Origin of the sequence: Vibrio gelatinilyticus (assembly GCF_022836845.1) — a bacterium.
Taxonomy (GTDB): Bacteria; Pseudomonadota; Gammaproteobacteria; order Enterobacterales; family Vibrionaceae; genus Vibrio; species Vibrio gelatinilyticus.
In genome coordinates, this window is the sequence record NZ_JAJNNZ010000001.1 from 413,471 (window position 1) to 427,718 (window position 14,248).

11 protein-coding genes and 2 tRNA genes are annotated in these 14,248 nt (G+C 46.1%); 4 read left to right on the plus strand and 9 right to left on the minus strand.

The genetic code is table 11. The features are described 5' to 3' along the window. Nucleotides 1-79: 79 nt before the first annotated feature. Nucleotides 80-541, minus strand: a complete 462-nt coding sequence (locus tag LNL84_RS01895) for an Lrp/AsnC family transcriptional regulator (RefSeq protein ID WP_244354738.1) — start codon at nucleotides 539-541, stop codon at nucleotides 80-82. A 124-nt stretch (nucleotides 542-665) separates the two neighbouring features. Between LNL84_RS01895 and LNL84_RS01900 the strand changes: the two genes are divergently transcribed. Beyond that, nucleotides 666-1,736 carry a PLP-dependent cysteine synthase family protein gene (locus LNL84_RS01900; RefSeq protein ID WP_244354740.1) on the plus strand — a complete coding sequence of 357 codons (1,071 nt, stop codon included), beginning with the start codon at nucleotides 666-668 and terminating at the stop codon, nucleotides 1,734-1,736. Between the two features lie 99 nt (nucleotides 1,737-1,835). On the opposite strand, the gene LNL84_RS19725 is transcribed toward LNL84_RS01900, so the two are convergent. The 4 genes from LNL84_RS19725 to LNL84_RS01920 form a co-directional block, all read right to left on the minus strand. Then, nucleotides 1,836-2,927, minus strand: coding sequence for a methyl-accepting chemotaxis protein (locus LNL84_RS19725; RefSeq protein WP_279610909.1), 1,092 nt, complete (start codon nucleotides 2,925-2,927; stop codon nucleotides 1,836-1,838). A gap of 171 nt (nucleotides 2,928-3,098) precedes the next feature. Beyond that, entirely contained in the window at nucleotides 3,099-3,413 is a 315-nt protein-coding gene (locus LNL84_RS01910; RefSeq protein ID WP_244354742.1) for a DUF1244 domain-containing protein, read from the minus strand. Nucleotides 3,414-3,510: 97 nt separating this feature from the next. Then, nucleotides 3,511-6,639 carry a vibriobactin export RND transporter permease subunit VexH gene (vexH, locus tag LNL84_RS01915; protein WP_244354744.1) on the minus strand — a complete coding sequence of 1,043 codons (3,129 nt, stop codon included), beginning with the start codon at nucleotides 6,637-6,639 and terminating at the stop codon, nucleotides 3,511-3,513. Next, a complete protein-coding gene (locus LNL84_RS01920; protein WP_244354746.1) occupies nucleotides 6,639-7,715 on the minus strand; it encodes an efflux RND transporter periplasmic adaptor subunit in 1,077 nt (358 codons plus the stop codon). Before LNL84_RS01920 ends, vexH begins: the two co-directional genes overlap by 1 nt. Before the next feature lie 277 nt (nucleotides 7,716-7,992). Between LNL84_RS01920 and LNL84_RS01925 the strand changes: the two genes are divergently transcribed. Next, nucleotides 7,993-8,077: transfer RNA gene (locus tag LNL84_RS01925), tRNA-Tyr, on the plus strand. Nucleotides 8,078-8,156: 79 nt separating this feature from the next. Continuing rightward, nucleotides 8,157-8,241: transfer RNA gene (locus LNL84_RS01930), tRNA-Tyr, on the plus strand. Nucleotides 8,242-8,281: 40 nt separating this feature from the next. Here the strand turns inward: LNL84_RS01930 and LNL84_RS01935 are convergent. The 3 genes from LNL84_RS01935 to LNL84_RS01945 form a co-directional block, all read right to left on the minus strand. Continuing rightward, complete coding sequence (locus LNL84_RS01935; RefSeq protein WP_244354748.1) at nucleotides 8,282-9,628, minus strand: pyridoxal phosphate-dependent decarboxylase family protein; 1,347 nt, start codon at nucleotides 9,626-9,628, stop codon at nucleotides 8,282-8,284. A 9-nt stretch (nucleotides 9,629-9,637) separates the two neighbouring features. Further along, nucleotides 9,638-10,591, minus strand: a complete 954-nt coding sequence (locus LNL84_RS01940) for an arginase family protein (RefSeq protein ID WP_244354750.1) — start codon at nucleotides 10,589-10,591, stop codon at nucleotides 9,638-9,640. A gap of 77 nt (nucleotides 10,592-10,668) precedes the next feature. After that, nucleotides 10,669-11,763 carry a zinc-dependent alcohol dehydrogenase gene (locus LNL84_RS01945; protein WP_244354752.1) on the minus strand — a complete coding sequence of 365 codons (1,095 nt, stop codon included), beginning with the start codon at nucleotides 11,761-11,763 and terminating at the stop codon, nucleotides 10,669-10,671. Between the two features lie 127 nt (nucleotides 11,764-11,890). On the opposite strand from LNL84_RS01945, the gene LNL84_RS01950 reads away from it, so the two are divergent. After that, nucleotides 11,891-12,922, plus strand: a complete 1,032-nt coding sequence (locus tag LNL84_RS01950) for an AraC family transcriptional regulator (RefSeq protein ID WP_244354754.1) — start codon at nucleotides 11,891-11,893, stop codon at nucleotides 12,920-12,922. Here LNL84_RS01950 and LNL84_RS01955 read toward each other — a convergent pair. After that, nucleotides 12,919-14,130: an outer membrane protein assembly factor gene (locus LNL84_RS01955; RefSeq protein WP_244354756.1), complete on the minus strand. Its 1,212-nt coding sequence runs from the start codon at nucleotides 14,128-14,130 to the stop codon at nucleotides 12,919-12,921. The genes LNL84_RS01950 and LNL84_RS01955 overlap by 4 nt on opposite strands. Nucleotides 14,131-14,248 lie beyond the last annotated feature (118 nt).

The following is a 14,248-nucleotide window of genomic DNA, read 5'->3' on the forward strand; positions in this document are numbered from 1 at the left end:
CCTTTGTCATAATTGACTAAATCTTTTATAGAGTGAATGCTCAATATTTGCAATCTCTGGCATCAGAAGTGAGAGACTGCTACCTGATTGGCAGTGCTGTTGTGTACTTAAGCGGTTCCATCGCAAAGGTGGAGGTGACATTGGACAATCCATCAATGCTGTTGACTAGCTTCTTATAGAACTCATCAAACTGCTTCATGTCCTTGACGAGCACTTTCATCATATAGTCATATTCACCGGCCATACGATAAAACTCCATCACTTCGGGAAACAACGAGACGGTGTCGACAAACGTTTGATACCACTCATGCGAGTGATTGGTGGTTTTGATTTGCACAAACGAAGTGAACGACAAATTCAGTTTCTCGGGATCCAGCAAGGCGACCCGTTTACTGATAATCCCCTGCTCTTCCAATCGCTTTAGCCGCTTCCAACAAGGGGTAGTTGTTAGGTTCACGGCTTCGGACAATTGATTGAGTGACAAGGTCCCATCGTCTTGCAACAGCGCGAGCAGCTTCTTATCGATACTGTCTATTTCCACAAATCCCCCTATTAGAGAAAATTTTTCTACCCAATTGCCAAATTAAAGCAAATATAGCAAAGTTTTTCTCCAATGTGCTAGGTAAATTATACCTATACCCGCGAGAAACAAAGGAATAGAAATCATGTGTACAGACCATCAGTGGATCAACAACGCCATCAGAAAAATTGAAGCTGATTTTCAACGTTCGGCAGATACTCACCTCATTAAGCTTGATTTACCGTCAATCGAAGGTGTTGATCTGTATCTGAAAGATGAAAGTACACACCCAACAGGTTCGCTTAAGCACCGATTGGCTCGTTCTTTGTTTTTGTACGCGATTTGTAATGGCTGGATTGGCCCAGAGACCACTGTGATCGAATCATCTTCAGGCAGCACAGCCGTATCAGAAGCCTATTTTGCACGCCTGTTGGGCTTGCCTTTCATTGCTGTAATGCCGAAAAGTACTGCTCGCAAAAAAATCGAGCAGATCGAGTTTTATGGCGGTCAAGCACACTTGGTGGATCGCTCTGATCAGATCTACGCGGAATCGCACCGTCTGGCACAAGAGCTTAATGGTCACTATATGGATCAGTTTACCTACGCTGAGCGCGCGACCGATTGGCGCGGAAATAACAACATCGCTAATTCCATCTTCAGCCAGATGGAACTCGAAGATCATCCGATCCCAAGTTGGGTGGTAATGAGCCCAGGAACAGGCGGTACATCGGCTACAATTGGTCGCTTTATTCGCTATCAAAAGCACGAAACTAAGTTGTGCGTCGTCGATCCTGAAAACTCAGTATTTCACGACTACTATAAAACCGGAAATGCCAATATTACCGGCGATACCGGCAGTAAAATTGAAGGTATTGGCCGCCCGCGCGTTGAGCCAAGCTTCATTCCTGGTGTGATTGATGAAATGCGTACGATTCCAGATGCGGCCAGTATCGCCACGACTCAATGGTTAGAGAAAATTCTTGGCCGCAAAGTCGGTGCATCAACAGGTACCAACGTTTACGGCGCATTGCAGCTAGCGTGCGAAATGAAGCGTAAAGGCGAAACAGGATCGATTGTGACTTTATTGTGTGACAGTGGTGAGCGCTATCTTGACACCTATTTCAACCAGGAATGGATTAAAGACAACATCGGTGACATTCAACCTTATGCTGAAAAACTAGAGATATTTGAGCGTGTAGGAACTCTAGACGATTAATCTGTCAGTCACTGCTATCTGATCTGATAAATTTGACCAAGCCTGTTAGATATAAACGAGGCGAGCAATTATGTTCGCCTCGGGACTATTTAGACGTGATTAGCGTTCGTACGCCAACTTCACTCTGTCTTGCGCGGTATTAATGTAGCGAACGAGATCGCGGTAAGACTCATCCAGATCTTCCACCAATACGTCCGTTGCTTTTCCGTTTGATACTGCTTTAAGGTTGGAATGAAAACGCTCAGCTTTATCAAAGAAGAGCTCCAATGGCCCACCCTGCTGAGTCATTTCCTTGGTTTCATCGTGTTGAGAAGCTATAGTGCCGAAGATGCTTTCGTTCACATGCATGGTTAAGATCCCCAGATCATAATCGGCACCAATCAGCTTAGAGTGCGCGCTGCTCCACATATTGGTGTATTGCGCAATGGCGCTCGACGCGTAGATATCCACGGTACTTTTGTAGATAACGTCAATGGTCGCCGATGACAAGCCAAGAATTGATTGAGTATCACGAACAATGTCAGATGCGCCACTAGAAGCTTCTGAGACTTGCTCAGATACCGCTTCGATATTCTCGCCCACAAGGTTGGTACTCGATTCGATACGCTCGACGAGCCCTGAAATCTCGCTCGCGGCCTCGTTAGCTCTACCCGCTAACGAACGAACTTCGTCGGCAACCACAGCAAAACCTCTGCCATGTTCTCCGGCACGAGCGGCTTCTATTGCCGCGTTAAGTGCCAATAGGTTAGTCTGCTCCGAGATTTGATGGATAATACTGATAAACTGTGTAATGTCGTTGGTGAGCTCTTGTAGGGCTCCAACGGTTTTTTTGCTCGCCAAAGACGATTGCGTCACTCGATCCAATGAGCGATACATCGCCTCAAGCTGGCCTTGCGTTGATTCGAAAACCCCAAGGTTTGACTGTAACTGGTCGCTTTGTTCGATGAGTTCGCTGTTCGCTTGGTCGATATTTGCGGTAGCACCAATCAACTCGCTCGTAACTGTGGTCAGAAAGCGACGAGAGCGCTGCTTTTGAGTTTGCAGCGTTGCTGAAAGCCTATCTGCTCTACTGACTTCACTTTCTAGCTGTTCGGTTAATGAGTCAATTTGTGCCTGCAGCGAGTCTCGCTCTTGCTCCCACACTTTTTTATCTTGTTGCAGTTCTATGAGGTGTTTTTTAGAGACAAACATCGAATTACCCATTTATTGTCGTTATATGCAGTCAAATCTAAACAATTGTTTTAATTTATGAAACGAGTGTACTCTAAAGGTGTGAATCAACTCAACGCGCATACCCTCTTTGGGTACTAGCGCGGCAATATCACACAAAAAAATGCCACATAAGTGGCATTTATCATTGTGTTATTTCTGTTTGGCTTCAAATGCGGCCAGCTGTTCTGGTGTTGCTGCTGGTTGGTGATGTTCCTTCCACTCAGCATAGGTCATACCATAGACACGCTCCCTCGCATCATCGATGTCCAGCTCCAATCCTGCTTGCTCTGCTTCAGCTTTGTACCATTTGCTAAAGCAATTACGACAAAACCCCGCAAGAATCATCAAATCGATATTCTGTACATCTTTGTTGTCATCAAGATGCGCAAGAAGCTTACGAAATACCGCTGCATCCAGTTTATCTTGTTCTTGTTGAGACAAGTTTTTGTATTTAAATTCAGCCACTTTACTTCCCTTATTTGTTTTTTTTTCACCTCATAATCCTAACCAACAAACAAAAAAATGCCCAGTCTAAACTGAGCATTTGTGTGAGATTTTGATACTAAGCTTCGGGTAAATCACCGTGGCTAGTACGCGCTTTTACATCGTAACTGAGCGCTTTATTGAGTTCCGCTTCAACATGGCCTGGCGCTCGCGTACTGGCCGAAATCAGACGGTACATGGCAGGAATGACGAATAAAGTCACCAAAGTCGCAAACGCCATACCAAAGAAAATTACGGTACCTACCGAAACTCGGCTTTCGTAACCCGCGCCTGTGGACATAATGAGCGGAATAGCACCAGCAAGCGTAGTAAACGCTGTCATCATAATCGGTCGTAAACGTCTTGCTGACGCATCGATAATGGCCTTTTCGAACTCAATGCCTTTATCACGCAGTTGGTTAGCAAACTCTACAATTAAAATACCATTTTTGGTCACCATCCCGATAAGCATGATCATGCCAATCTGACTATAGATATTCAGCCCCTGACTCATGATAAATAAGCCAAGGAAGCCACCAAATACTCCCATAGGTACGGTGAACATTACGACTAATGGGTTGATAAAGCTTTCAAACTGCGCGGCCAAGACTAAATAAGCCACCAGCAGTGCCAGAGCAAACACGACAAGGATACTCGACTGATTCTCTTTGAAATCCTTTGATTCTCCCGAATAGCTGACCGATATATCGCCTGGTAGCATGTCAATGGCTTGCTGATCCATAAAGTCGAGTGCCTCACCCAAGGTATAGCCATCGGCAAGGTTTGCCGTAATCGTTATGGCTTTTTGCTTGTTGTAGTGAGAAAGACGAATCGAAGAGGCGACTTCTTCAATACTGGTGACGGCATCTAATGTGACCAACTCGCCAGATTTCGTTCGCATATAGATTTGACTTAGATCCGCTGCATTATTGAAGCTATTTTCGTCGCCTCGCAGATACACATCGTACTCCTCTCCACGCTCGACATAGGTCGTTTCCTTTTTGCCGCCAAGCATCACTTCTAATGTATCGGAAATGGCCGAAACACTAATGCCAAGTTCCGCTGCACGCTCTCGATCAATGCTCACCACCAGCTCTGGTGTTTTCTCTGAGTAATTGGTGTTCGCACCTTCCATAAATGGCGAGTCTTCTGCAGCTTGCTCAAGCTTCTCTGCCCACTTTTGCAATTCAGGATAGTCAGAACCGCCAATTACGAACTGTACAGGCTCACTTGAACCTCCTCGGAATCCAGGTGTAAAGGGAAAGACTCGAACATCTGGGATCCCTGCCAGCGCTTTACGTACATGGCCTAACGCCTGTTGAGCCGTCACTGTACGTTCGTTCCAATCTTCTAATATCATGATAACGAAACCAGTTTGGTCACCGGCATTGCCGCCAAACGCTGGCGACTGAATGCTAAACGACTTCAAGAAGCCTTGCCCAAGCAGTGGCATTAAACGGTTCTCAACAATGTCCATATTGGCAGACATACGGTTATAACTGGTTGCATCGGCCCCGCGCACGAAAGCAAAGATCACCCCTCGGTCTTCTTGTGGTGTCAGTTGGGCAGGAACTTGCTGCATGAGTTGATAGCTACCGCCTATACAGGACAAGATCACAATAGGCGCTATCCAGCGCCACTTGAGGGCTTTGGTCAAAGCGCGACGATATACCGATTCAACGCGTTTAAATTGCTTATCAACAAACAAGGTAAAACGACTTGGTTTGACGTTGGCTTTTAAGATGGTGCTACCAAGCACTGGGGTGAGTGTCAGGGCGATCAAGGATGAGAAAATCACTGACATCGCCAGCAATACCGAGAACTCGGTAAACAATAGCCCTATCATACCATCCATAAAGGAGATCGGTAGAAAGACCATGACCAGAACCAATGTAGTAGCAACGACCGCAAAACCCACTTCTCGCGTGCCTTTATATGCGGCAAGCAATGGGGACTCGCCTTGTTCGATATGATGGAAGATGTTCTCAACCACAACGATGGCGTCATCAACCACAAGGCCGATGGATAAAATCAACGCCATTAATGTAATGAGGTTAATGGAAAAACCAAAAAAGTAAGCTGCAATAAAGGATGAAATAAGAGCGACAGGCACAGTGACCGCAGGGATCAAGGTGGCTCTCGCTTGGCCAATAAAGATATACAGCACCAAAATCACTAACCCACCAGTGATAAAGAGCGTGTTGTACACTTCTGAGATAGAGCGGTCGATAAATACCGTCGAGTCATAGTCGATCGCTAGGCGAGTTCCTGTTGGCAAGAACTGTTGAATATCTTCCACTTCTTTATGTACTAGGTCCGCCATTTCCAATGGATTTGCATCCGACTGGGGGATGATCCCCATGCTCACATTGACCACACCGTCACTTTTAAAGGTCGAGTTTTCATTCTCTGCGCCAACATACACATCGGCGACATCTTTGAGATAAATAGGCGTGTTATCGCTGGCTCGTTTTACTACTAGATATTCAAAATCAACCGGTGTGTTATAAGCTCTTGCGGTGCGGACCGACATCACCGTCGCGTCGTTACGAACTTGTCCACCCGGGCTTTCTAGATTTTCGGTTTTGAGCGCCAAAGAGATGTCACTTGTGGTGACACCGCGACCAGCCATAAACGCAGGTTTTAATTTAACGTACATGACCTGATTGAGGCCACCAGACAAGTCCACCGAGCTAACACCCGAGATCAAGCTAAAGCGATCAAGCAACACTCGATTGGCATAATCGGTAAGCTGGGTTCGGTCCATCTCTGAAGAGCTAAGATTGATGTAAAGTGAAGCTTCGCCACTGCCATTATTTTTAAACACTAATGGATCGTCTGCTTCATCCGGGAGAGCCCTTTGCGCTCGGGCAACGGCATCGCGCACATCACTTACGCCAGTATTAAGATCATACCCCAGCTCAAAGGTAACCGTAATACGTGACATGCCATTTCGAGTCACCGAGTTGATCTCGTCGATGCCGCTAATACCAGATAACTGATCTTCGATGGCGGAGGTTATTTGACTTTCGATAATCGTTGCCGAGGCACCAGAGTATCTTGTTGAAATCGACACAACCGGGCTTTCAATATCTGGCATTTCTCGCACGGCCAGTTTATTAAATGACACAATACCAAACACACACAACAGTAAACTCAGTACAACCGCAGCCACCGGACGTTTAACGGATATATCGGACAATAACATTAGTTTGCTCCCGCACTGCTGGGCTTAGAGGCCTGTCCTAGTGACGGCTCTGATCCCACTTCCGAGACTTTAACACCGTCACGCATATTGACTATGCCCTGCACAACGATGCGCTCACCAATGCTAATTCCCTGTTCAATCACAACTTGGTTACCCACGCGAGCGCCGAGTATCACCTCTTGACGATGCGCTTTATTTCGCTCATCGATGACATACACAAAGCGTTTAGTGCCCGAATACTCCAGCGCTTGCACAGGAATGATTGGGGCTTCCATCGGAGGGAAACTCATGCGAGCTTGAGCCAACATGCCTGGCTTGAGCTTGTTATCTTCATTTTGAAAGTGAATACGCACTCTCAGATTCAAGGTTTCCTGATTCACGCGCGTATCTACGGCAACCACTTTACCTAAGAAAACTCGTTGTCCCCATGCCGCAGTTATCGCACTCACTTCCATACCTTTTTCTAGTAAGGGTAAGTAGCTCTCAGGGACTTGCAAATCAAGCTGCATCACTGACAGGTCATCTAATGTCAGCAGCTCTGTACCTACGTTTACCAATTTTCCTCGGCTAAAATCAATCAAGCCGACCGTGCCATCAAAAGGCGCTTCGATATGCAAGTCATTTAATGAAGCATTGGCAGAATCCAAACGTGCCTGTGCGATCTCTACATTGGTTTTTTGTGCATTTATTTCTGTTTGGGTGATCGCATTGCGCGCCACTAGACGCTCAAACTCCGTCAAGATACGTTTTTGATCTTTCAAATAGGCTTTTGCCTCTGCGACATTCGCTCTTGCCTTGTCGTCATTGAGAAGGACAAGCGCTTGTCCCTTAGTGACGTTTTGATTTGCAGTGACAACAATCTGATCCACAATACCATTGACTTCAGAAGAGATAACAACCGCTTGATCAGACTTTAGTTTTCCGACCAATGAAAGGCTTTGAGACACTTGATGAATAGCGACAGGCTCAGACACAATTGAAACAGCCTGTGAACCAGCACCACGTTTTGCCACTGCGAATGGGCTAGCCGAGAGAATAGATAACGTTAATAGACTGATTATCGTTTTATTTTTCATACTATTTTTACATCCAATATAAATTACCGTCATTTTAGCCTGTCGTGCTCTTCATAACGTCAAGAAGTGTAAATGTTTCGAAAATGTCTGTGACCAAATCAATTTTATCACTCTCATTAATAACGATAACCGCGCTTTTTAAGCGTCTTTGTCCAAAAAGGCACCATTCAATTCAAAATCCTCAAAAAAGGGGTTTACAGCTATGCGCAGTTTGTTATGATGCGCTCCGCACTTGAGTGATGTGTTGGGAAAACATCAAACAAGTATAAAATACCCTGGAGGGGTTCCCGAGTGGCCAAAGGGATCAGACTGTAAATCTGACGGCTCTGCCTTCGATGGTTCGAATCCGTCCCCCTCCACCATATTCGTTTCGTTGTGTAAACAACCAAACAAACTTGACGCGCTGTGTTGGGAAAACTGCGAACAAGTATAAAACACCCTGGAGGGGTTCCCGAGTGGCCAAAGGGATCAGACTGTAAATCTGACGGCTCTGCCTTCGATGGTTCGAATCCGTCCCCCTCCACCATATACACGAAAGCCGACTCATTGAGTCGGCTTTTTTGTTTCTATTCGGTGTGTGACGACTTCGAAAGTTTCTTCGGCAACATCGCCAAGACCTGGCTTACCCACTTGGGCGTGTAGCCTGAACCTTTCCCTCCTGAGTAGGCCAAACTCCCTTGCTCATCGGACTCGCCAGCTTTAACTTCTTCCACTACATGATAAAAGTCTTCAATCATTCGCTCTACTTGTTCATCACAAATTGGATCAATCGCTAAATGAATCGCTGGGGGTTGCGTATTACCTAATAAACTCCACCCGCGCTGTGCCATTCCCCCGACAACTTTGCTGATATCCAGAGTGACGGAGTCGATAATCAGTAAAGACAAGTCGGTTTTTGCGGTATTGAGATCGCGACAATCAGCGAGGCCATCGATCATCTTTTGTTTAATGGCCATTATGCGCTTTGCGTTAGCCACATAACCATCCTCGCCCATGTAGTTCAAGACCGCCCATGCTGCTGCTGTTGAAGCAAAAGTACGACTTCCGCCAAGAGATTGGGTAAAATACGGGCCGCATGGCCAATCGTCCTCTACAGTGTAATGATGAAATTGTTCGTCACCACCACGATACATTACCGTAGACATTGGTTTTGGGGCGTACCCGTATTTATGCATATCCGCTGAAATGGAACGCACACCCGGTACCGTAAAGTCCCAATTTGGCAAGTCATATCCTGCTTTTTGTACAAAGGGGGCTAAGTAGCCACCAACACATGCATCGACATGAAGCCATACTCCTTTTTCAATCGCGAGTTCCGATAGCTCTTCGATGCGATCATAAACGCCAAAAGGCCAACATGGTGCTGATCCGACGATTCCGATAGTATTTTCAGTTATCGCGGCTTTCGTCGCTTCAATGTCGACCCGGTTATCTGCAGCAACGGGAGTGCGCACAATATTAATACCAAAATATTTACCGCCACGTGAGAACGCGATATGAGCAGAATAAGGAATGACGATTTCCGGCTCTTTAATGTGCGGCATCGTGTCACGAGCCCAGTCTCGCATCGCTTTCATTGCACAATAAATCGATTCAGAACCACCTGTCGTAAAGTTTGCTCGCATATCATCACTGCCGTGGAAAATCTCACGAATCATTTCGATAAGTTCGTCTTCTATTTGCCCAGCAGGTTTGTTCATAAAGGTAAACAGCGCATTAAAAGAAAAGAACTTGAGTGCCGCCTGCTCTACTACGCTTTGGATCTCTTCACTGCCTTTTAGCGAATACATACCAAATCGGCCACCATCAACAGGCACCATTTCCTGCTTGAGTTCATCAAGCTTATGTAAAACATCATCCTTGCCGTACCCCTTTTTGGGGAAGTACGTTTTGCTCTCTTTCATGATTGGCATAATGCAGACCTATTGATTCAAAAAGTGGCTTCGGTAACCCATCATTAGGGCCGTTAATTTCGACGCGGTAAGCGCGGTGATATGATTCACATCGTTTGCAGGACACAACTCAACAATATCAAAACCACAGATATTGCCTTTAGCGGCCTTATTGAGTTCAAATAGCAACTCTTTTTGCTGCTTAAAGGTCATCCCCCCTGACTCGGGGTGCGTGGTACCTGGAACATAGATCGCATCCATGCCGTCGATATCCAAGGAAACATAAGTGGGTACGCTCGCATCAATCACCTCTTGCATAATGTCTTCTGCGCCACGTTCTTCGACCTCATGAACCGGAATAATGCGAATCCCGGCGGCTTTAGCGCGCTGAAATTCCGCTGCGGTGGAGTTTCTTGCCCCTATTACTGTGATGTTACGAACAAAGGGTAATTGATGAATATGGGTCGTCTGCGTGCCATGGTTATATTTTGATTCAAGTGGCATATCGGCAAAGTCGAGATGGGCATCAAAATAAATGAAATCCATGGTCTTATGGGTATCTTCAAAGCCTCGAACCAGGGGATAAGTGATGGAATGATCACCGCCTACGGCAATAGGCACTGCTCCCGATGCTAAGATTTCTTTTACGCTATTGGACATACGATCACGATTAATTTTGCCTTCTCCTGGGCTAATGACCACGTCACCGATATCACCAATCCTAGCGCCTTCTAGCAAAGTCAGATTTTTGTCGACATCAAACAGGCCGACCTCACCAATATCAAAAAATATCGTGACCGGATTGTCACGCAGTGCATTAGGCATATCTGCCTGCCCCGATTGAATATAAGGGGCAAAAGTACCTTCAGCGTACGGAACACCCAACATGGCATAATCTAGTTTGTGTGCTGATAAATCGGTAATTCGCTCTGCCCCCATAAAGGTTCGTGGAGGGGCATAAAAGTTTGGGATAGTTTCAGACATCGTTTTACCTACCTGATTGTCGAATGAAATAAATTTGGCACTTTGTCGGTTAGTTGTTTACCTAAATGGCACCTAGGCTATTCACCGGGAATCAGGTGGATCTTGCCGACAAATTCGTTAACGCTGTTTCGGTCGTTAAGCAGTTCAAATGCTTCCGCTGCTCGTGACATTGGAAATGTGTGTGTCACCAACTTATCAATCTTGTCTTGCATCCACGGGTCACACAACGTTTCCAAGATTTCGCGGCGATGGCGAAAATCAACATCGAACGATGCTGTAATGGTCTTCTTCGACCAGCAGATCCCACACTCTGTATTGAGTTCCCACTTAAGATCAGGACCTTGGTCTGCTGCGTAACCAAGCTGAACCATGGTGCCGTAGTGACGAAGAGAATCTAGACAACGTTGTTGGTAATATGGATAGCCAGAGCATTCGAATGAGAAGTCAGCACCACGACCGTCGATGGTGTGTTCTTTGACCTGTGCTAACCAATCTTCGTCTTCCGAGTTAATGATTACGTCAGCACCCAATTCAGCAGCCCGCGCCATACGTTTAGTATCGCGCCCAATGGCGATCACTTTCGCTCCGCGATATTTCAGATTCACAATCGTCGCAAGCCCGATGAAACCAACACCACCAACAACACATACATGCTCTTGAGTTACATGATGTTCACGTACTGGCGTGTAGGTGCAGCCAATCAAACAATTTGCGGCTGTTGCATATTTGTCTGGCAGGTTGTCGGGAATTTTGGCCAACATGTTGTTGGGCACCAAACGGTATTCACAAAAACCCGCTCCTCCAGATTCTGAATGGTTCGCCTCTTCAACCTGCTGGGGGCCCTTTAGGTTAATACAGTGAGTAGCACCCAAGCCGTTCTCACATACCCAGCAATCACCGCATGCCCAGCCTTGAAAGATAACCACGCGATCACCGACCTGGTATTTTGTTTCACCAGGGCCGACAGCCTCTATGACCCCGACACCTTCGTGGCCCAAAGAACTTGACGTTTCATGCCATTCAAGAAAACCTGTTTTGTATACACGGTGTTCGATGCAGTTTGGCGCGATTGTTTGGCGCACACGCACAAAGCCGCTGACGGGCGCCGCGACATTCATCTCTAAGACTCTGGCACTTCCTTTTTTTATTTCGAGTACTTTATTAACCTTCATATGCCTTCCTTGCTCAATCGGATGTTGCAATTTTGACAGCGGACTCTGAATAAAAATTGACAGTTAATTATAAAATTGACATTTTAGACAACAACGTTGGTTGGTCATGAACTGGGTTGGATTTTGAATGAGCTTTAACGAAGAAAAACACCATTTTGCGGCAATATTGATTAATAGGCTGATTGCCGTGCTCGAAATCGAACGACCTTCTATGGCCGATGCGTTGAAGCGTCAGTTACGCGAGACAATATCAAATGGATCGAGTATTAGTTTGCAGGCCGCTGAGGGGTTAGTGACTCACTATTACAAGCACGTCAGTGGTTTGTATTTGAGGATCTATGAAGGTGTCAACTTACGCGATTTTGGGCTGTACGGCTATGCGATTGCATCCAGTGCTACTGTTCGCTCAGGGCTAATGCTGTCTCAACAGTTTTTGTCGATGACCACAACTTATTATCAGGAATCTCTCCATGAACAAACCAACAGCCTGAGTATCATCCCAGATATTGACCATCAGCACCCCTCACCTCAGATATTGAGTGAAGATTTTGCCGCAGGTTATTGGGTCTTACTCAAGCACGTCATCACAGGAGACAGAAGCGATATGGATCAACTCATCTTTGAATTCTGTTATCCGGCACCTGGCTATGTGGCCTTGTACGAGAAACTGTTTGCAGGCTGTACCCTAAGATTTAACCAGCCGAGAACCTTGGTTAAGATACCCAATAAATGGCTAGCAGAGCCCATCTCTTTGGAGCCTTCGAAAACAGAGGCGCTATTGTCAGAGAAAATGACTGTGGGTATTGAACAGCAGCCACGCCAGTTAAGCGCGATCGAGCGCAGCATCACAGACATCGTCTTTCGTTCTCATTTCACCAAGACCACCATTCCAGATATTGCTGACGAGTTTTCTATGAGTTCGAGGCAGTTGCGTTACTACCTTCAAAAGTCCAAGGTGAGCGTGAGAGAGCTCGTCCTGCGTACACGAATGTCAGTGGCCTCTCGTATGCTGATCGAAACGAATCTAGATATAGGTACCATCGCCGAAACACTCAATTACAGTGAGTCCAGTGCGTTGATCCGCAGTTTTCATTCTTTCTATGCCATCTCGCCACTGCAATATCGCATGCAGCAGCGTGACCCTTTTCTAAGCCACTAAAACACTTCGTTAACGTGGAAGTAAAAGGTTGAGCCGTGTTCGCCATAGCCAAAATCTGCGCGCAGATTGACTTTGTCTTTGATCTTCACACGAAAGCCAGTACCAACACTGGTGATGGTATTGTCCCACAGTTGCGATACATCTTCTGACACCGTACCAGCGGCTCCCCAAAAGACCATACCGACACGCCAATAAACAGGAACGCGATACTCAACTTGCCCCATCATCATTTGCTTATCACGGTAGCGCCCCAAAATGTAACCACGCATCGCGTCATCACCCCCGAGATCTGGCAATTGATTCCATGGCACGTCGCCGGACGTAAACTTTGATTGCACCTGCCACGCGATCAAACCAGGCACAGGGTCAAGAGAGATATATTGAGAGGCTTTAATGTCATATTTACCAAAGCTATTTTCATTAGTGGCGTCGTAATAAGCCCCGAGGTCAGCTTGCAACAACATCCCTTGCGACGCATTGGCCACGTTATCTCTAGAGTCATACACATTGGTCAAGAACACGCCATACGCCGTGTTATCGGTCAGCTCTGAGGACAAGCCAGACAAATAGGGAAAGTTGTATGAAATATCATGAGGTTTTACGGAGGTAATATCTCCTCCTACGCCCACATAGTAGTCTCCAGTCACTCGGTTCAACCACGTTGGCCTGACATTGACAACCTGTTCTTTGTAGTCGATGCGATTATTGTCTAGCTGTGCATTCTCATAACCACGACCATAATAAATCGCCGCATCATCAAACACCTTAAAATCGGTATAAAAACGATTATCACCTTGATTATAAAAATGTTTATTGCTGACCGTAAGACCAATCGAACCATTGGTTGATACATAAGGGTTCACTACCAATGACGAGGGCTGAACCGTGTTGCTTTCGGTGTCGCCGTATAAACCTACATACAGTAGCCCGACACCAAAACCTTGCTCTGGTGTATAAAACACAGCAGGGATATAACTTGAGTTAAGACCCTGCTCAGGATCGTACTCAGCTTCTGCACCGAACACGCCGAATACGCTTTCTAACGCATCAATCGTCGCATTGGGAGTGGTTTCAAAGATGGGTGCAACTTGCGAACTCGCTGCGACAGGCAAAGCCAAACTGGTACAAGCCAGAAGAAAAAAGTGAGAAAATGGAACGGCGTTAGTCATAGGGAGTGGGTATTTTATTGGCGATAGAAATGTTTGCATTATAAATCAAATTAATAATTAACAAACAGATAACCAATAAGGCTATACGAAAACTGTTACCTTCTGCGTGTCGCATAATGCCTGCATACATCTCGTTACATGACAAATTACTCCTGGT